Annotated in this window: 16 protein-coding genes; 2 read left to right on the top strand and 14 right to left on the bottom strand. The window is 61.1% G+C overall.

Annotated elements, in window-relative coordinates; genetic code table 11:
- Positions 1–148 precede the first annotated feature (148 nt).
- From QZH45_RS07840 to zwf, 3 genes are read right to left on the bottom strand one after another with little or no spacing between them, the layout of a single operon-like run.
- On the bottom strand, positions 149–814 hold the full coding sequence (locus QZH45_RS07840) for a bifunctional 4-hydroxy-2-oxoglutarate aldolase/2-dehydro-3-deoxy-phosphogluconate aldolase (RefSeq protein WP_024781181.1): 666 nt from the start codon (positions 812–814) through the stop codon (positions 149–151).
- A gap of 17 nt (positions 815–831) precedes the next feature.
- Entirely contained in the window at positions 832–1,545 is a 714-nt protein-coding gene (pgl, locus tag QZH45_RS07835) for a 6-phosphogluconolactonase (protein WP_055135992.1), read from the bottom strand.
- Positions 1,532–3,001, bottom strand: coding sequence for a glucose-6-phosphate dehydrogenase (gene zwf, locus QZH45_RS07830; protein WP_024781179.1), 1,470 nt, complete (start codon positions 2,999–3,001; stop codon positions 1,532–1,534). The genes pgl and zwf overlap by 14 nt, the downstream gene beginning before the upstream one ends.
- Before the next feature lie 196 nt (positions 3,002–3,197).
- Between zwf and QZH45_RS07825 the strand changes: the two genes are divergently transcribed.
- Positions 3,198–4,058, top strand: coding sequence for a MurR/RpiR family transcriptional regulator (locus QZH45_RS07825; protein ID WP_171057240.1), 861 nt, complete (start codon positions 3,198–3,200; stop codon positions 4,056–4,058).
- Between the two features lie 172 nt (positions 4,059–4,230).
- Here QZH45_RS07825 and QZH45_RS07820 read toward each other — a convergent pair whose 3' ends face one another.
- The 11 genes from QZH45_RS07820 to edd all read right to left on the bottom strand — a co-directional run bounded on the left by QZH45_RS07820 (position 4,231) and on the right by edd (position 18,050).
- The gene (locus QZH45_RS07820; protein ID WP_024781178.1) at positions 4,231–5,085 is read right to left on the bottom strand and encodes a D-hexose-6-phosphate mutarotase; all 855 of its coding nucleotides are present in this window, start codon (positions 5,083–5,085) and stop codon (positions 4,231–4,233) included.
- A gap of 240 nt (positions 5,086–5,325) precedes the next feature.
- The gene (locus tag QZH45_RS07815) at positions 5,326–6,672 is read right to left on the bottom strand and encodes a carbohydrate porin (protein WP_053192830.1); all 1,347 of its coding nucleotides are present in this window, start codon (positions 6,670–6,672) and stop codon (positions 5,326–5,328) included.
- Between the two features lie 229 nt (positions 6,673–6,901).
- Complete coding sequence (locus tag QZH45_RS07810) at positions 6,902–8,062, bottom strand: ABC transporter ATP-binding protein (protein WP_053192829.1); 1,161 nt, start codon at positions 8,060–8,062, stop codon at positions 6,902–6,904.
- 2 nt (positions 8,063–8,064) lie between these two features.
- Positions 8,065–8,910 (bottom strand): carbohydrate ABC transporter permease, encoded by an 846-nt coding sequence (locus QZH45_RS07805; RefSeq protein ID WP_024781175.1) that lies wholly within the window; start codon positions 8,908–8,910, stop codon positions 8,065–8,067.
- A complete protein-coding gene (locus QZH45_RS07800) occupies positions 8,903–9,811 on the bottom strand; it encodes a carbohydrate ABC transporter permease (protein WP_024781174.1) in 909 nt (302 codons plus the stop codon). Before QZH45_RS07800 ends, QZH45_RS07805 begins: the two co-directional genes overlap by 8 nt.
- Positions 9,812–9,984: 173 nt before the next feature.
- Complete coding sequence (locus QZH45_RS07795; protein ID WP_024776391.1) at positions 9,985–11,271, bottom strand: ABC transporter substrate-binding protein; 1,287 nt, start codon at positions 11,269–11,271, stop codon at positions 9,985–9,987.
- A gap of 114 nt (positions 11,272–11,385) precedes the next feature.
- Positions 11,386–12,645: an AGE family epimerase/isomerase gene (locus QZH45_RS07790; RefSeq protein ID WP_024776390.1), complete on the bottom strand. Its 1,260-nt coding sequence runs from the start codon at positions 12,643–12,645 to the stop codon at positions 11,386–11,388.
- Positions 12,646–12,877: 232 nt separating this feature from the next.
- Entirely contained in the window at positions 12,878–14,347 is a 1,470-nt protein-coding gene (locus QZH45_RS07785) for an ATP-binding protein (RefSeq protein WP_055135115.1), read from the bottom strand.
- Entirely contained in the window at positions 14,337–15,068 is a 732-nt protein-coding gene (locus QZH45_RS07780; protein ID WP_024776388.1) for a response regulator, read from the bottom strand. The genes QZH45_RS07785 and QZH45_RS07780 overlap by 11 nt, the downstream gene beginning before the upstream one ends.
- A 199-nt stretch (positions 15,069–15,267) precedes the next feature.
- On the bottom strand, positions 15,268–16,227 hold the full coding sequence (locus QZH45_RS07775) for a glucokinase (protein ID WP_024776387.1): 960 nt from the start codon (positions 16,225–16,227) through the stop codon (positions 15,268–15,270).
- Entirely contained in the window at positions 16,224–18,050 is a 1,827-nt protein-coding gene (gene edd / locus QZH45_RS07770; protein ID WP_024776386.1) for a phosphogluconate dehydratase, read from the bottom strand. The genes QZH45_RS07775 and edd overlap by 4 nt, the downstream gene beginning before the upstream one ends.
- A gap of 228 nt (positions 18,051–18,278) precedes the next feature.
- Between edd and gap the strand changes: the two genes are divergently transcribed.
- Positions 18,279–19,280: a type I glyceraldehyde-3-phosphate dehydrogenase gene (gene gap / locus QZH45_RS07765; protein ID WP_024776385.1), complete on the top strand. Its 1,002-nt coding sequence runs from the start codon at positions 18,279–18,281 to the stop codon at positions 19,278–19,280.
- Positions 19,281–19,469 lie beyond the last annotated feature (189 nt).

Here is a 19,469-nt window from a genome sequence, read left to right as displayed (position 1 = left end):
CTGCGCGACCCAACGGGGATGAATCCCCTCGCCACAGAGTGCTCCCAACACCAATCAGTGTTCGGCCAAAAACCAGGCAAAAAAAAACGGCGCGCCGACCAAGCGCACCGTAAAGCCGTAGAACACCCAACGAAGTTCGGAAAAACAATCAGTCCAGCAGCGCCAGTGCCTCGGCGGTGCATTCCTGGATACGGGCCCAGTCGCCGTTCTTGATCCACTCCGGATCGAGCATCCAGCTACCGCCCACGCACATCACGTTTTTCAACGCCATGTAGCTCTTGATATTGGCCGGGCCGACGCCGCCGGTCGGGCAGAATTTCACTTCGCCGAACGGGCCGCCCAGGGCCTTGATGGCGGCGACACCGCCACTGACTTCCGCCGGGAACAATTTGAAGCGGCGATAGCCCAGGCCGTAGCCTTCCATGATGCCGGACGCGTTGCTGATGCCCGGTAGCAACGGGATCGGGCTGTCGACACTGGCTTCGAGCAGGTCACGGGTGATGCCTGGGGTCACGATGAATTGCGAACCGGCCGCCTCGGCAGCCGCCAGCATCTGGCGGTCGAGTACCGTACCGGCACCGGTCACCAGCTCTGGACGTTGCTCGCGCAACACCTGAATGGCCTTGAGGCCGAACTGGGAACGCAAGGTCACTTCCAGCGCCGTCAGGCCACCGGCCGCCAGGGCATCAGCCAGCGGCAGGATGTCCTGTTCACGAGCGATGGTGATGACCGGCAGGATCCGCGCCTTGGCGCACAGGTCATCGATCAGGGTAACTTTGTCCGCCATGGAAACGGTCGGGGGTAGAGTTGTCATAGCGGCTGATCCTTGGTTCATGGGCACCAGTAAATCTCTAACGTAGGTTGCAGAAACGCGCGGATCGGCATTTCGGCGACGTTGTCACCGGCCACCGCAGCGTTCAGGGTGGTCAATTTCGATTGACCGGAAATCGACAGCACTTTGTGCTTCGCCGAGGCCAGCAAGGCACGGCTCATGGTCAAGCGCTGGTGCGGCACGGTCGGCGCCAGCATTGGCCAGCACCGACGAGCCCCCTGGATGTCCAAGGCTGCGGCCAGGTTCGGGCTGTAGGGGAACAGCGAGGCGGTGTGCCCGTCATCGCCCATGCCCAATATCAGCACATCGATGGGCGGCAGCTCGGCCAGCAGGCGATCCGCTTGCTCGGCGGCAGCCTCCAGGTTGGCGCTGGCGCTGTAGAGGCTCAGGAACTGGGCCTTGGCTGCCGCGCCTTGCAAGAGATAACGCTTGAGCAGACCGGCATTGCTGTCGGCATGTTCAACCGGTACCCAGCGTTCGTCCGCCAGGCTCACCACCACCTTCGACCAATCCAGCGCCTGCTTGGCCAGGCTCTGGAAAAATGCCACCGGACTGCGACCGCCGGACACCACCAGGACCGCCGTGCCACGCGCGTCGATCGCCTCACGCAGTTGCTCGGCCACTTTCAATGCCAGGCCTTCAGCCAACAGCACCGGGTTCTTGAACGCCAGGGCGCTGACGCCCTCGGGCAGTTTCATTTCAGATATCGCCATACCATGACCTCCCGTCCCGCGTGATCAGTGCGATGGAGCTCATCGGCCCCCAGGACCCGGCCGCGTACGGCTTGGGCGCATCACCGGACTTTTTCCATCCGGCGATCAACTGGTCACACCACGTCCACGCGGCTTCGATTTCATCTTTACGGACAAACAGGTTCTGATTGCCGTTCATGACTTCCAGCAACAACCGCTCGTAGGCATCGGGAATCCGCGCGCTACGCCAGGTGTCGGAAAAGTTGAGTTGCAAAGGACCGCTACGCAACTGCATGCCCTTGTCCAGACCTTGCTCCTTGGTCATCACCCGCAGGGAAATCCCTTCGTCCGGTTGCAGGCGGATGATCAGTTTGTTGCTGATCTGCAGGCGCTGCTCGGGGGCGAAGATGTAGTGGGACGGTTCCTTGAAGTGAATGACGATCTGCGACAGCTTCTGCGGCATGCGCTTGCCGGTACGCAGGTAGAACGGAACCCCGGCCCAGCGCCAGTTGCGAATGTCGGCGCGCAGGGCGACAAAGGTCTCGGTATCGCTCTGGGTGTTGGAATTGGGCTCTTCCAGGTAACCCGGAACCGCCTTGCCCTCGCTGTGGCCGGCGATGTACTGGCCGCGCACCACTTGGGTGGTCAGGCCTTCCGGACTGATCGGTGCCAATGCCTTGAGCACCTTGACCTTCTCGTCACGGATGCTGTCGGCGGACAGTTCCGCCGGTGGGTCCATGGCGATCAGGCAGAGCAGCTGCAACAGGTGGTTCTGGATCATGTCCCGCAGCTGTCCGGCCTTGTCGAAATAGCCCCAGCGGCCTTCGATGCCGACCTTCTCGGCCACGGTGATTTCCACGTGGGAAATGTAATGCTGGTTCCACTGGGTTTCGAACAGGCTGTTGGCGAACCGCAGTGCGATCAGGTTCTGAACCGTCTCTTTGCCCAGGTAGTGGTCGATACGATAAGTGCGGTTCTCCGGGAAGAACTGCGCCACGGCGTCGTTGACCTTGCGCGAGGATTCCAGGTCCGAGCCGATGGGTTTCTCCAGCACCACACGGGTGTTTTCGCTCAGGCCGACCTTCGCCAGGTTCTCGCAGATCGATCCGTACACCGCCGCTGGCGTGGCAAAATAGGCAATGACCTGCTGGGCAGCACCAATCTGTTCGGCCAGGGCGACATAGTCGTCGGCCTTGAGGAAGTCCACATGCAGGTAAGTCAGCCGCGCCATGAAGCGCTCGACGACGGTTTCGTTCAGGTCCTTGTCGCCTACGTAGCGGCGCAGTTCCGTGGCGATGAACGCCAGGTGCTGCTGCTCGCTGCCGGGCTCCCGGGCCAGCGCGATGATTCGCGTGTCCTCATGCAGCAGGCCGGCGCCGTCAAGTTGATAAAGGGCAGGAAACAGCTTGCGCAGGGCCAGATCGCCCAGCGCGCCGAACAAGGCAAAGGTGCACGGTTCAACCGTTATCGAAGGCATGATGTTTGTTCTTTTATCAAGTTAGGCTACAAATACCTTTTTTTAAGGCATCACTCAAGGAAAAATGTAGTAATAACCACAACATTTTCCAAAAATACCGATTCCGAGTGGTGGTCCGTCGGAGCCATCAGTAGGATAGGTCACCGCAAAGGGTCGTATCAAAGACCCGTCTTTCTAGGAATTCTCTATGGACCGCGTGCGAAATTTACTGGAGCAGATCCAGAGTCGCCTTGAAGACCTGAACAAGGCAGAACGCAAGGTGGCCGAGGTGATCCTGCTCAACCCACAACAGGCCACCCGCTTCAGCATCGCCGCCCTCGCCCAGGCTGCGTCGGTCAGCGAACCTACGGTCAACCGCTTCTGCCGGTCGTTCGGCGTCAGCGGCTACCCGGAGCTCAAGCTGCAACTGGCCCAGAGCCTGGCCAGCGGCGCCGCTTATGTCAGCCGCGCGGTAGAGGCCGACGACAACCCCGAAGCCTACACCCAGAAAATCTTTGGCAGTGCCATTGCTTCGTTGGACAGCGCCTGCCAGGCACTTGATCCAAATTTGATCAGTCGCGCCGTGGACCTGCTGATCCAGGCCCGACAGATCCACTTCTTCGGCCTTGGCGCCTCGGCCCCGGTGGCGCTGGATGCCCAGCACAAGTTTTTCCGCTTCAACCTGGCAGTGACCGCCCATGCAGACGTGCTGATGCAGCGCATGATCGCGTCGGTAGCCCACACCGGTGAGCTGTTCGTGATCATTTCCTACACCGGCCGCACCCGCGAACTGGTTGAGGTGGCCCGTATTGCCCGGGAAAACGGCGCTTCGGTACTGGGCCTCACCGCTGAAAACTCCCCCCTGGCCAAGGCCAGCACCCTGAGCCTGAATATTCCGCTCCCCGAAGACACCGACATCTACATGCCGATGACCTCGCGGATCATCCAGCTCACAGTGCTGGATGTGCTCGCCACCGGGATGACCCTGCGTCGGGGCGTGGATTTCCAGCCTCACCTGCGCAAGATCAAGGAAAGCCTGAATGCCAGCCGGTATCCGGTGGGGGATGAGTTCAACTGATAGGGCTCCAGTGCTTTATTGCCTGACAGATCGTCATCGCGAGCAGGCTCGCTCCCACAATGGATCTTCACTGGACACAATAATTGTGTTCGAAGCAGATCCAGTGTGGGAGCGAGCCTGCTCCGGGCAGCGATCCGACGATAGGGCCAGTTGCCGCACCCAACGCTTTGGACTATGCCCCCACCCGCGCCTGCAAACTCAGGTGCGCCCGCTCCCCCGGCGCCAGGCACAGGCTGTCGGTGCCGCCGCTGGCCGCTTCGACGCAGACAAACTCACTGACTTCATCCCAGCTCACCCCCAGCAGTGGCCGGGTACCGGGATGCCACACCACCGTGTCGGCGCTGTCGCCGGTATCGATGCACAGTGCTCGCTGCCAGGCGTGGTCCCTGAGCTGCAATTCCCCTTCGTGCTGGAACACCCGCTGGCAGCCCCCTTCGACCCGCAACTCGCCTTGCTGCTGACAGACTGCGCGGTTCAGATGGTCGTAACCCTGCGCACCTTCGAGCCCGGACAGCGCTACCTCGCCAACATCACCAATACGCCAATAGGCATGCAATGCCTGGCTCAACTGGCACGGCAGGCTGTCTTGATGCTCGGTGCTCAAGCGCAGCTCCATGCGCTCGCCAAGGTCCGCGTGCAAGTCCACCTGCCAGTCGCACAACTGCAATTGCCAATGCAAATGCACGCCATCGTCGTCGCTGCGGCTGTCCAGCAGCTTCCAGTCGATCAACCGCGCCCAACCATGGGACGGCCAGGCGTTTTCGCTCGGATGACGGCCATACCACGGCCAGCACACCGGCACCCCACCCCGTATCGCCCCGACCTGGGGCCATTTGGCCGCACACCACAACCAGGGTTTCTGCCCACGCGGCTGGAAGTGCAGCAACTGCGCGCCCTGGCGACTGAACACCGCCTGGCACAGTGGATGGTCGATCACCAGCACATCGCGCTGTCGATAGCGCTCCCACGCAAACACCGGGCGCTCGCGCAAGGATCTGAAAAAGCGTTGTAGCGGATGCTCATGCATGGGCCGCGGTCCTGGAAATCATTCAATATTCAACGGGTACAGCGCGTTTTTATGGCGAGGGAGCCTGCTGTGGGAGAAAATCTTGGCGCCTCGGCTCTTGGGCAAATCGCATTCAGCTTCATCGCGGGCAAGCCTTGCTCCCACAGATGACCTCTCGGCGCGGGAACATCCCAAAAAAAAGCGGACAGCCTTGGCTGTCCGCAAATATGCGCACATAGAGAGGAGCTTATCGCAACAACGTTAGAACACCGACTGAATTTTCAGGCCGGCCACCAGCGCGTTGTCCACTTCATCCACGCCACCTGGGTGGGTGATGTATTGCAGGTTGGGACGTACGGTCAGCCAGTTGGTGACGTGTACACCGTAGTTGAGCTCGTAGTTGTACTCGGTGCTGCGCAGCGGCGCGAACAGTGGATCGTTGTAATCGGTCACACCATTGGCAGCGTTGGTCAGCTCGGCGTTTTTCTTCACATCCTCGTTGACATGGATACGGGAGAAGCCGATGCCGATGTCATCTTTAGGACGCGCATCGAACGGCCCCTTGTACACGAACATCAGCGACTGGTAGTTGTCGACGACGTTGGTGTCCTTGTCGTGGAAGGTCGCGTTGGCTGCGATGTTCAGGCCGCGGGACGCATCACCGTTGTGGGTGGTGAGTTGCTGCTGCGCCACGAACCAATAGCCGTGCTTGCTGTTATGGCTGCGATAGGCATTGCCGGTGGTCGCGGCGTCATTGCCATTGTCGTCTTCACGGACGTCATTGGCATCGGCCGTGCTCTTGTAGTAACCGACACGGTATTCGCCCGGCAGGCTGTTGACCTTCGGCGACCAGACCAGCTCGACCGGGATCACGGTCCCCTTGGTACCACTGCCGCTGAGCTTGAAGCCGTTGCCGTGTTCCAGCTGCGAAGGGTTCTGGTTGTAGGCGCCGATCTGCGCATAGAACTCAGGCGTGATGTTGTACTTCACGCGCAGCGCAGCCTGCATGACGGGCCAGTTGTACCAGATGCCGGTGGCCCAGTTACCCACTTGGGAGCCGCAGAATGCCAGGTTCTGGAATTCGCAAGGGAAGGTGTTGAAGTCTTCGCCTTCGCCGAAGTAACCGGCCTTGACGTCCAGCTTGCCGTCGAGGAACTGGTGCTTGATCCACAGTTGGGTCAGACGGACCATGTGGCCACGGCCGTAGACTTCCTGGGAGGAACTCAAGGTGCCGGCACGCGGGTCGCCGACGCGGTCGTTGGAAATGTTTTCGCCGTTACGGTTGGTCAACTGGATTTTGGCCTGGGTGTTATCCCAGCCCCACAGCTTTTGCAGGTCCAGTGCCACGCCCAGACCAAACTGGTCGGCGTAACGCGCGGTCTTGTCGTTGTTGTAGCCTCCGTGCAGGTTGCCACCCACCTCACCGACGTAGTCAGCCTTGATGTCGATACCCTGCTCGATCAGCTTGGTCCGCTCACCACCCCAGTCACCCGTCATCCACTGCGAGTCGGCGCTGAACGCGTCGGCAGCGTGCGCGCTACCGGCCAGCATCATCGCCGCAACGGCGGATAACTGGCAGATAAGCTGGGCATTGTTTTTCTTCTTCATCCCTACATTCCTCGTCTTTATTGTTATTAACTGTTTTTATTTTTCTAACGCGGTTTACAACGATTGCGGTGGGCAGTCCCCCACCCACCGCATACTTCTTTTTGTGGGAGCGAGCCTGGGTGGGAGCTGAGCTTGCTCGCGATGAAGACGCCTCGGTCTTTTGGATGACCGCGTTATCGTTCTTCGCGAGCAAGCTTTGCTCCCACAGGCTCGCTCCCACATTGATCTTTCAGCGCCCCTTGAACTGCGCCACGTTCGGCGCCCGCTCCTGGGCTTGCGCCTGACCAGCCATACCCAGGCGCTCACCGGTCTGCGCATCAAATAGTAATACTTTTTGCGGGTCAAACTGAAGCGTCATGCTCTCCCCGGCCTGCGGCGCCGCATCCGGCGCCAGGCGGCAGCAAACCTTGGTGTCATTTAGACTGACAAATACCAGGGTGTCCGGGCCGGTGGGCTCGGTGACCTGGACCTCGGCACGAATGGTCGGCAAGCCGCTCGGCTCGCTGCCCACCAGCGCGATCTGTTCCGGACGCATGCCGAGGATCACTTCACGGTCTTCCAGGCCGGCGTCCTGCATGCCCAGCGGCAACTCGCAACGGGCCTGGCCACTGTCAAGCAGGGCCAGCAGACGCCCGTCCTTGCGTTGCAGACGCAGGGGGATGAAGTTCATCGGCGGTGACCCGATGAAGCTCGCCACGAACAGGTTGGCCGGGTTGGTGTAGATATCCTTTGGCGTACCGAACTGCTGGATGATCCCGTCCTTCATCACCGCCACCTTGTCACCCAGGGTCATGGCCTCGATCTGGTCGTGGGTCACATAGACCGTGGTGGTCTTCAGGCGCTGGTGCATCAGTTTCATTTCGGTGCGCATCTCGACCCGCAGCTTGGCGTCAAGATTGGACAGTGGTTCGTCGAACAGGTAGATCTTCGGCCGCCGCGCCAGGGCACGTCCCATGGCCACGCGCTGCTGCTGCCCGCCAGAGAGCTGACCGGGCTTGCGATTGAGCAGATGCTCGATCTGCAACAGCTTGGCAACCCGGGCCACTTCCTCATCGATGGCCGATTGCGGCATCTTGCGGATCTTCAGGCCGAACTCGATGTTCTCGCGCACGCTCATGGTCGGGTACAGCGCATAGGACTGAAACACCATGGCGATGTCCCGATCCTTGGGGCTCATGCCGCTGACGTCCTGGTCGCCGATCATGATCGCGCCGCCAGTGATGGTTTCCAGGCCGGCGATGCAGTTCATGAGCGTCGACTTGCCGCAGCCCGATGGCCCGACCAGGATCAGGAATTCACCGTCCTTGATCGACAGTTCGATGTTCTTCAGGGTGTCGGGCAAACCGACGCCGTAAGTCTTGTTTACATTGCGAAGTTCGAGCGTTGCCATGATTACCCCTTGACTGCGCCGGCCGTCAGCCCGCGCACGAAATACTTGCCTGCGACCACATAGACCAGCAGGGTCGGCAGCCCGGCGATCATCGCCGCCGCCATATCAACGTTATATTCCTTGGCCCCGGTACTGGTGTTGACCAGGTTGTTCAGCGCCACCGTGATGGGTTGCGAATCGCCGCTGGAGAACACCACGCCGAACAGGAAGTCGTTCCAGATCTGCGTGAACTGCCAGATCAGGCAGACCATGATGATCGGCGTCGACATCGGCAGGATGATCATGCGGAAGATGGTGAAGAACCCCGCACCGTCCAGTCGCGCCGCCTTCACCAACGCGTCGGGAATGCTGACGTAGTAGTTGCGGAAGAACAGCGTGGTGAACGCCAGGCCATACACCACGTGCACGAACACCAGGCCAGTAGTGGTGCTGGCCAGGCCCATCTTGCCGAGGGTGAAGGAAGCCGGCAGCAGCACGGTCTGGAACGGCAGGAAGCAACCGAACAGCAGCAGGCCGAAGAACAGCTGCGAACCGCGGAAGCGCCACATCGACAAGACGTAGCCGTTCAGTGCACCGATGGCGGTGGAAATCAGCACCGCCGGAACGGTGATCTTGATCGAGTTCCAGAAGTAACCGTTGACCGTCGTCCAGGCCTTGACCCAGCCAATGCCGCTGACCACAGTCGGCCAGCTCAGCAGGTTACCGGTGCTGATATCTTCCGGGGTCTTGAAGCTGGTCAACAGCATGACCACCAGCGGAACCAGGTAAAGCAGTACGGCGAGGATCAGCACTGCGTAGATCGCGATGCGACTCAGGCTGATGCCAGGTTTGGTGGCGAGACTAGTCATGACGCTTGGCCCTCAGCTCGGAATACAGGTAAGGCACGATGATCGCGAGGATCGCACCGAGCATCAGGATCGCACTGGCCGAACCCATGCCCATCTGGCCGCGGCTGAAGGTGAAGGAGTACATGAACATGGCGGGCAGGTCGGACGAATAGCCCGGGCCGCCGGCAGTCATTGCCGCCACCAGGTCGAAACTCTTGATCGCGATGTGCGCCAGGATCATCACGGCACTGAAAAACACCGGACGCAGGCTCGGCAGGACCACTTTCCAGTAGATCCTGGGCATGCTCGCGCCATCGATCTGTGCAGCACGGATGATCGATTGATCGACACCCCGCAGTCCGGCCAGGAACATTGCCATGATGAAGCCCGACGCTTGCCACACAGCGGCGATCACCAGGCAATACACCACGCGATCCGGGTCGATCAGCCAGTCCAGGCGAAAGCCTTCCCAGCCCCAGTCACGCACCAGTTTGTCCAGGCCCATGCCCGGGTTGAGCAGCCACTTCCAGGCGGTACCGGTCACGATCATGGAGAGCGCCATCGGGTACAGGTAAATGGTGCGGATGAAACCTTCGCGACGGATACGCTGGTCGAGGAAAACGGCCAGCAGTACGCCGATCACCAGGGTGATGCCAATGAACATGCCACCGAACACCGCAAGGTTCTTGCTCGCGACCCACCAGCGGTCGTTGTTGAACAACCGGGCGTATTGCGCCAGGCCGACCCATTTATAGGTGGGGAGGAAAGTCGAGTTGGTGAACGAAAGAAGAAACGTCCACAGGATGTAGCCATAAAAGCCGACCAGGACGATGAACATGCTGGGCGCCAGCACCAGTTTTGGAAGCCAGCGCTGCAGTGCATCGAACGGCGAGGCTTTGCTGAACACAGCAACAGAGCTCATGGGGAAATCCACTACTTGAAAACTACAGTGACATCCCTTGTGGGAGCCGCTTGTGTGGGAGCCGAGCTTGCTCGCGATGAAAACGCCTCGGTCTTTCGACGGACCGCGTTATCGTTCATCGCGAGCAAGCTTTGCTCCCACAGGCTCGCTCCCAGGGATCCAGGTATTAACCGTTACTTGGCGGACTTGACCGCAGCGCCGAGTTTCTTGGCAGTGTCGGCAGGGCTGGCACTCGGGTCGTTGATGTAGTTGGTCACTACGTCAAAGAACGCGCCTTGTACCGCCAATGTGGTCGCCATGTTGTGCGCCATGCTCGGCTGCAAGCCGCCGGTCGTGGCGTCAGCCAGGAAGTCCTTGGCAGCGGTCTGGGCGCAGGAGTCGAAACCGTACTTGCCCATGTCCTTCAACATGTCGTTACGAACCGGGATCGAACCCTTGTTGATGCTGAAGACCTTCTGGAAGTTTTCACCCAGTACGACCTTGGCAATGTCCTGCTGACCGGCAGAAGTGCCCTTGTCTTTCTGCTTGAACACCGCCAGGGAGTCGATGTTGTAGGTGAAGGCCTTGTCGGTGCCCGGGAAGGCTACGCATTCATAGTCCTTGCCGGCGACTTTCTTGGCGGCTGTCCATTCGCTCTTGGCCCAGTCACCCATGATCTGCATGCCGGCCTTGCCGTTGATGACCTTGGCCGCCTCGAGGTTCCAGTCCTGACCCTTGCCGTCCGCATCCATGTAGGTTGCGACTTTCTTCAGTTCGGTCAGGGCCTTGACCATTTCAGGACCGGTCAGCGCAGCGTTGTCCAGGTCGACCAGGGCTTTCTTGTAGCCATCGGCTCCCATGACCGAAAGCACCACGGCTTCGAACACGGTGCTGTCCTGCCAAGGCTGACCACCGTGGGCGAGCGGAATGAAACCGGCCGCCTTCAACTTGTCGCCAGCGGCATAGAATTCTTCGAGGGTGGTAGGGTTCTTCGTGATGCCGGCTTTCTTGAAGACTTCCGGGTTGATCCACAGCCAGTTGACCCGGTGGATGTTCACCGGCACGGCCACGTAATCGCCCTCGTACTTCACGGTATCGGAGACTTTCTTGTCGAGAAGGGAGTCCCACTTCTCTTCTTTGGCAACGTCTTTGAGGACGTCGCTGTCGAGCAGCCCGGTGGACGCCCATTCCTGGATGTCAGGACCTTTGATCTGGGCAACGCCTGGCGGGTTGCCGGCGACTGCGCGGCTTTTCAGCACAGTCATGGCCGTGGCACCACCACCGCCCGCGACGGCACCGTCTTTCCAGGTGAAACCGTCCTTCTCGACTTGGGCCTTCAGGACATCAACAGCCGCCTTCTCACCACCCGAGGTCCACCAATGCACCACTTCCACCGTCCCTTTCGAGTCGGCGGCAAAAGCACTGAGGGGAAACAACGAGGCAATGGAGACAGCAACTGCGAGGCGATTAATCGCGTTCATCTGAGTACCTTTCTTGTTGTTATGCATGCAAGTCTGTTGCTTGCGCTGCATGGATTCTAATCAGGGGCATTCCCTTCGCAGGTAACGAAGGGATGCGTAAATGTCACGACATGGTTACACGGTCGCCGGAGCGCAGAATTGCGCCAGGGCCGAGGCCATGCTCGGCGCCAGGGGCAGGCGTGGAATCAGCACCGCCTGCCAGGCGTGATACAGGTCCGGCTTGCCTGGCCAGATATCGGCACTGGGGCGGTTCTGCGGATCGAGTTCGTGGTGCCAGCTGCCGTTGCAACGGTCGATGAAGTGCTTCTCACAGAACTCCCAGAAGCACCGGTACCAGGTTTCGTACTGTGCCTCGTCGGTGCGCTTGAGCAAGGCGCTGGCAGCTGCCGCCGCTTCGGCATGGACCCAGTGCAGGCGATGGCGGACCACCGCGCGATTGTCCCAGTCCAGCGTATAGACAATGCCAGGCGCGCCATCGACATCCCAGCCGTGACGGCAGTTCTGCTCGAACAGTTTCTGCGCGTCCTGGAGCAGCCAGCCCGGGGTCAGCATACCGATCCGCACCCGAGCCGCTTCGAGATGCAAGAGCAAGCGGGCCCATTCGAAGCCGTGGCCCGGCGTGGTGCCATACGGACGGAAGCCATCGGCGGGATTATCATGGTTGTATTCGCGCAGCGGCTGCCAGTGGCGGTCGAAATGCTCCACCACCAGATAATCGTTGGCCGCCGCATGGCCGTGGATCACCCGCTCGACGATGCGCAGCGCACGGGCGAGCCAGCGCGGATCGTCAGTGACATCGGCCAGGGCCAGGAAGGCTTCGGTGGCGTGCATGTTGCTGTTGGCACCGCGATAGGCTTCCTCGACGCTCCAGTCACGGTTGAAGGATTCGCGCAGGGCGCCTTCCTCCTCGCTCCAGAAATGCGCGTCGATGATCCGTACGGCCTCGTCCAGCAGCGCCTGGGCGCCGGGACGCTGGGCCACGACAGCGGAGCTCGCGGCCAGGGCCACAAAAGCATGCAGGTAGGCGGCTTTGCCGGTGTCGTCATCATGGGGTTGTGTCGTGGCAAACCAGCCGCCGTATTCGGCGTCCCGCAAGGGGCCGCCGAGGGCCTGGATGCCGTGGTCCACCAGTTCGGCGAAACCCGGCAGGCCCTGGGCGTGAGCCATGGCGAAGCTGTGGGTCATGCGCGCGGTGTTCATGGTTTCAGCCCGGGCCCCGGTCGGCAGGCAACCGCGCTCGTCCAGATTGCCGAAACCGTCCGGCAGCCTTGACGCCTTGGCGAACGCCAGCAACCGCAAGCCTTCGGCGGCGAGCCATTGCTGGTGGGCAGGGGCGTTCAGCCAACTGCTGAAGCCCGGTTGGAAGGTGTCCATCAGGCATACCTTTTTGTTGTTTTGACGCAGGGAGTCTAAACAAGGGATGGCGGAAGGCAGGTAACGAAAGGGGCGAGTTATGTCACCAGCCCGTTACAAAACAGGTGAAACGACTGGCGCCATCGCGAGCAGGCTCGCTCCCACAGGGTTCGATGGTGGACACAGAAATTGTGAACGCCGCAGTGCTCTTGTGGGAGCGAGCCTGCTCGCGATGAACGATAACGCGGTCTCGCTAATCGACACTGCGAGGCAGTTGCAACGTCACCCGCAACCCGCCCTCGCGCAGGTTCTGCAGGCTCACTTCACCCCCATGGCTGTGGGCGATGTTGCGGGCGATACCCAACCCCAGGCCATACCCCTGCTGCTGCCCGGCCAGACGGAAGTGCGGCTCGAAAACCTGCTCGAGACGCTGCTCCGGCACGCCCGGACCTTCATCGTCAACGTGCAGGATGAACGAGGTTTCATCGTCGTCGATGTGCAAGTGGGCGTTCTGCCCGTATTTCAAGGCATTGTCGATCAGGTTGCCGATACAGCGCTTGAGAGCCAGCGGCTTGCCGGGATAAGGCGCCAGCGCCCGGCCATCCTGAGTAACACGGCCGTTGCCATTGGGAGCCAGGTAAGGTTCCACCAGGCAATCGAGCACATGATTGAGATCCACCGGCTCGATGTTTTCGTGGATGTCTGTGTCCTTGACGCATTGCAGCGCCCCTTTGACCAGCAACTCCAACTCGTCCAGGTCGCGGCCGAACTTGGCTTGCAGGTTCTCATCCTCGAGCAATTCGACCCGTAGCCGCAGGCGCGTGATCGGCGTGCGCAGGTCGTGGGAAATCGCACTGAACAACTGGCTGCGTTCGGTCAGGTAGCGGCTGATGCGCTCACGCATGGCATTGAATGCCCTGCCCACTTCCACCACTTCGCTGCCGCCACCTTCGGCAACCGGCTCCACTTCGGCGCCCAGGGACATGTCCCGCGCCGCTCGGGCCAGACGCTTTAGCGGCCGGCTCTGCCAGTGCACGAGCAAGCCGATGAACAGCAGCAACAGGCTACTGGTGAGCACGATGAAGCCGACCTGTTGCTTGGGCAAGTCCTGCTCTTCGAGACTGGTATAGGGCTCAGGCAGTAGCGAGGCGATGTACAACCATTCGCCCGGTGCCATCTGGATCTGCGTGACCAGCACCGGCGGGTTCACAGGCTCCAGCGTCAAGGCGTAGTGCGCCCACGAGCGCGGCAACTCCTCGAGTTTCAGTCCGCCGTTGAAAATCCGCAGGTCGTCGGGGCTGACAAAGGTCACGGAAATATCGGCGTTATTGCCCAGCGACTTGCGCAGCACTTCGTCCACTGCCTTGAGCACCGCCAGCTTGCGCGGCGTGACCGGCAGCACCTCCATGCCCAGCGGCTTGTCGTTGAGCGTAACGACAAACCGCGTACCTCCCATGCTGCGCAATTGGTCCAGCACCAGCGGCCGGTACGCCACCGGCAACGAACGCAGGTAGCTGACGCTGGCCGTCATCGAATGGGCAAGGCTGCGGGCGCTGGTGATCAGGCCTTCAAGCTGGGTGGCGCGCAGTTGCGACACCCAGATGACGCTGGACAGCGTCTGGGCGAACAACACCACCAGCAAGGTCAGCAACAGCATCCTTCCGAGCAGCGAGCGCGGCACCGGCACCCGCCGGGCGACTTTCCTGGCCCAGTCAATGACCATTGCTGGCAACCACGTTGGCCGCCAGTTGATAACCACTGCCGCGCACCGTGCGGATCAGCCGCGGCGGCTTGTCGGTATCACGCAGGCGCTGGCGCAGGCGACTGACCGCCATGTCGACGATCCGGTCCAGGGGCATCAGCTCCCGGCCCCGGGTGGCGTTGCCGATGGTGTCGCGGTCGAGGATTTCCTGGGGATGATCGAGAAACAGCTTGAGCAGGGCGAAATCGGCGCCGGAGAGAATCACTTCCTCCCCGTCGGTGTGGAACAGCCGATGACTGACCATGTCCAGCCGCCACTCGTCGAAGGCCAGCACCTCACCGCCGGAGCGCTCCTGGCCGAACTGTGCCCGGCGCAACAGGGCCTTGATGCGCGCCTGCAATTCACGCGGACTGAACGGCTTGCCGAGATAATCATCGGCCCCCAGTTCCAGGCCAATGACCCGGTCGGCCTCGTCGGAACTGGCGGTGAGCATGATGATCGGCACGTGGGCCTGGCGCGGGTGCTGGCGAACCCAGCGGCACAAGCTGAAACCGTCTTCGTCGGGCAGCATCACGTCGAGGATCACCAGATCGCTCGGCGCGTCGTTCAACGCCTGGCGAAACCCGGCGCCGTCGGGTGTGGTCCGCACCTGGAACCCCGCCCGACTGAGGTAAGTGTCCAGCAGCTCGCGAATCTCCTGGTCGTCGTCGACCAACAAAATCGATTTGTTTACTGAACTCACGGGGCCGCGTCCTTGTTGTTTGGATTAGTGCGGATTATGCCTGATGGAGAAAGCCTACAAACACCACAGAACCTCTGTGGGAAGCGAGCCTGTGTGGGAGCCGAGCTTGCTCGCGATGAAGACACCTCGATCCATTGACCGTATTTTCGTTCATCGCGAGCAAGCTTTGCTCCCACAGGAGATCACATCATTCCAAGCGTCAGGTTGTGGCCGATTGCTCCAGCGCCACGCCAGCGCCCATCAGGCCGGAGTACGGTGCGGTGACCAGCCAGACCGGAATGCCCTTGAAGTAATCGCTCATGCAGCCCTTGTCGGCGAAACAGCGGGCGAAACCGCTCTGGAGGAAGAAATCGGCAAACCGGGGGATCACTCCACCGACGATGTATACACCGCCTCGTCCGCCCACCGTCAGTACATTGTTGCCGGCCACGCGCCCCAGCCAGCGGCAGAACTGCTCCAGCACTTCCAGGGCGATAGGGTCACCGGCCAGGCCGGCGGCAGTGATGGATTCAGGTGTATCGAGCACCGGCTCATGCCCGTCCACCGCGCAGATCGCCCGGTACACCCGGGGCAAGCCGCTGCCGCTCAGGGCGGTTTCGGCGCTGACGTGTCCGATCTCGTTGTAGATGTGCTGCCAGAGCTGGGTCTCCCGCGGGCTGCTCATCGGCAGGTCGACATGGCCACCCTCCCCCGGCAACGCCGCAAAGCGGCCTCCCCCCAGATCCAGCAATGTACCGACGCCCAGCCCGGTGCCCGGTCCGATTACCACCGCCGGGCGCATCGGCTCCGGGGTGCCTTCGCACACGACCCGGTATTCATCGGGACGCAAACGGGTCATCCCCAGGGCCATGGCCGAGAAGTCGTTGACCAGCAACAGCTTCTCTACCTGCAAGGCCTTGCAGAACGCCAGGTTGCTCAGGCGCCAGTGGTTGTTGGTGAAACGAAACAGATCACCCGCCACCGGGCCGGCCACCGACAGGCACACCGAACCGATGGCGCCAGGCTCCAGGCCCATGCCGCTCAGGTACACCTTGATGGCATCTTCAGGACAAGCGTAATCCGCCGTTGCCAACACCTGGACGTTTTCCAGATTGTGGTTCTTCCACAACGCAAAACGAGCGTTGGTCCCACCGATGTCACCGACCAGGGCCAGTTTCAATTAATTGTCTCCAGTGCAGCGGTGAAGGCGCTGGCGCCCTGCTCTGCCGAGCTGAAGGCCATGCGCATGAAACCGAACAGTTCACGACCGGTGCCGATGTTGTTGCCCAACAGGCCCTTGGCCGGTTCGCGTGCGGCGAATTGCTCGGCGTCCACCTTCAATTCCAGGGTGCCTTTGACGCCATCGACGCGGATGATATCGCCCTCCTGCACCCGGGCCAACGCGCCGCCGACATAAGCTTCGGGGCTGACGTGGATCGCCGCCGGGATTTTCCCCGAGGCGCCGGACATCCGTCCGTCGGTCACCAATGCCACTTTGAAACCGCGATCCTGCAACGAGCCGAGGAACGGGGTCATCTTGTGCAGCTCCGGCATGCCGTTGGAGCGCGGCCCCTGGAAGCGCATTACCGCGACAAAGTCCTTCTCCAGCAGGCCGGCCTTGAACGCATCCGCCAGGTCCTGCTGGTCCTGGAAGACCATCGCCGGTGCTTCGACGATCTGGTTTTCCAGGGCGACGGCGGAGACTTTCATCACACCACGACCCAGGTTGCCTTCCATCACCCGCAAGCCGCCTTCCGGCGAGAATGCACGGGCCACCGGGCGCAGGATGTTTTCGTCGAGGCTTTCGATCGGGCCGTCGCGCCACACCAGTTCGCCATCCTCCAGGAACGGTTCCTGGGTATAGCGGCTCAGGCCGTGACCGAGCACGGTGTTGACGTTCTCATGAAGCAGACCGGCCTCCAGCAGTTCGCGAATCAGGAAGGACATGCCACCTGCTGCCTGGAAGTGGTTGATGTCGGCCTTGCCGTTCGGATAGACGTGGCTCAGGGTCGGCACCACCTCGGAGAGGTCGGCCATGTCTTGCCAGGTCAACTGGATGCCCGCCGCCATGGCGATGGCCGGCATGTGCAAGGTGTGGTTGGTCGAGCCGCCAGTGGCGTGCAGCGCGACGATGGAGTTGACCAGCGAGCGCTCGTCGACAATTTCGCCGATGGGCATGAAGTTGCCACTCTGCTTGGTCATGCGCGTCACCTGGAACGCCGCTTCGCGGGTCAGGGCATCACGCAGCGGAGTGTTCGGGTTGACGAACGAGGCGCCCGGCAAGTGCAGGCCCATCACTTCCATCAGTAGCTGGTTGGTGTTGGCGGTGCCGTAGAAGGTGCATGTGCCGGGGCTGTGGTAGGACTTCATCTCCGATTCCAGCAGCTCTTCGCGTGTGGCCTTGCCCTCGGCGTAACGCTGGCGCACATCAGCCTTTTCCTTGTTGGAGATGCCGGACACCATCGGTCCGCCGGGCACGAAAATCGTCGGCAGGTGACCGAAGCGCAGGGCTCCCATCATCAGGCCCGGCACGATCTTGTCGCAGATGCCGAGCATCAGCGCGCCGTCGAACATGTTGTGGGACAGCGCCACCGCCGTGGACATGGCGATCACTTCACGACTCGGCAGGCTCAGCTCCATCCCCGCCTCGCCCTGGGTAACCCCGTCGCACATGGCCGGCGTGCCGCCCGCGAACTGGCCGACCGAGCCAATCTCGCGCAAGGCTTTCTTGATCTGTTCCGGGAAGGTTTCGTAGGGCTGATGGGCCGAGAGCATGTCGTTATAGGACGACACGATGGCGATATTCGCGGCGTTCATCATCCGCAGGTGGTGCTTGTCTTCGCTGCCGCAACCGGCCACGCCATGGGCGAAGTTGGCGCATTGCAACTTGCCGCGCATCGGACCGTCGCTGGCGGCACCGCGGATCAGTGCAAGGTAAGCCTGACGCGTGGCGCGGCTGCGGGCGATAAGCCGTTCGGTGACCTCAAGAACGCGGGGATGCATGTGTAGAACTCCAGGCTAACGGGTGTGGCGACCTGATTGTCTATGCTGATCAAAACCGGCCGAACACCCCGTGACAGGGAAGGCGACAAACGGTTTTTGACCACTCGGACCAGTTGATTCAGGTCACTCGTTGTAGATAAAACAAAATATTGCCATCAAAAAGGCTTGTTTTCTATTTTTATGCGAATAATCTTGTAATTCCAACAACAAATCGATGGCGGCGCAGTAATGACTCTTCGAATCGCAATCAATGGTTTTGGCCGCATCGGCCGCAACGTCCTCCGTGCACTGTATACCCAAGGCTATCGTCGCGACCTGCAGATCGTCGCCATCAACGACTTGGGCGACAGTGCGATCAATGCTCATCTGCTCAAGTACGACACCGTCCACGGCACTTTCGATGCCGAGGTGCAGCACGATAACGAAAGCCTGACGGTCAATGGCGACCGCATCGCGGTCAGCGCCATCCGCAACCCGGCCGAACTGCCCTGGGCCGCCGAGAAGATCGACGTGGTGTTCGAGTGCACCGGGCTGTTCACCGACCGCGTCAAGGCAGCCGCCCATATCAGCGCCGGCGCCCGCAAGGTGATCATCTCGGCCCCGGCCAAGGGCGCCGACGCCACCGTGGTGTATGGCGTGAACCACGACATCCTGCGCCAGTCCCACCAGATCATTTCCAACGCTTCGTGCACCACCAACTGCCTGGCCCCGGTGGCCCAGGTGCTGCATCGCGAGCTGGGCATCGAAAGCGGCCTGATGACCACGATCCATGCCTATACCAACGACCAGAACCTGACTGACGTCTACCACACCGACCCGTACCGCGCCCGTTCGGCCACCCAGAACATGATCCCGAGCAAGACCGGTGCCGCCGAAGCGGTGGGCCTGGTACTGCCGGAACTGGCGGGCAAGCTGACCGGCATGGCTGTGCGCGTGCCGGTGATCAACGTGTCTCTGGTGGACCTGACCGTGCAGCTCAAGCGCGAAGCGTCGGCCGAAGAAGTCAACGAACTGCTGCGCCAGGCCAGCCAACATTCGAAGATCCTCGGCTACAACACCCTGCCGCTGGTCTCCAGTGACTTCAACCACAACCCGCTGTCGTCGATCTTCGACGCCAACCACACCAAGGTCAGCGGCAAGCTGCTCAAGGTATTGGCCTGGTATGACAACGAGTGGGGCTTCTCCAACCGCATGCTCGATAACTGCCTGGCATTGTGTAACGCCGAGTGACCGGGCACAGCCGCTGAACGCTTTTGTGGGAGCGAGCCTGCTCACGAAAGCGGTGTGTCAGTCAGCATTTTTTCGACTGATACACCGCTTTCGCGAGCAGGCTCGCTCCCACATTGGTTTTCGAGCAGTGATGAAATCCGGGCTTGACCTGCAGAGCACATGATAAGCATTATCATTTACTCCTACCGG

The sequence above is a fragment of the Pseudomonas corrugata genome, assembly GCF_050920615.1.
GTDB lineage: Bacteria > Pseudomonadota > Gammaproteobacteria > Pseudomonadales > Pseudomonadaceae > Aquipseudomonas > Aquipseudomonas corrugata.
Note: the sequence above shows the minus strand (reverse complement) of the source record. Positions and strands in the feature narration are given on the sequence as shown.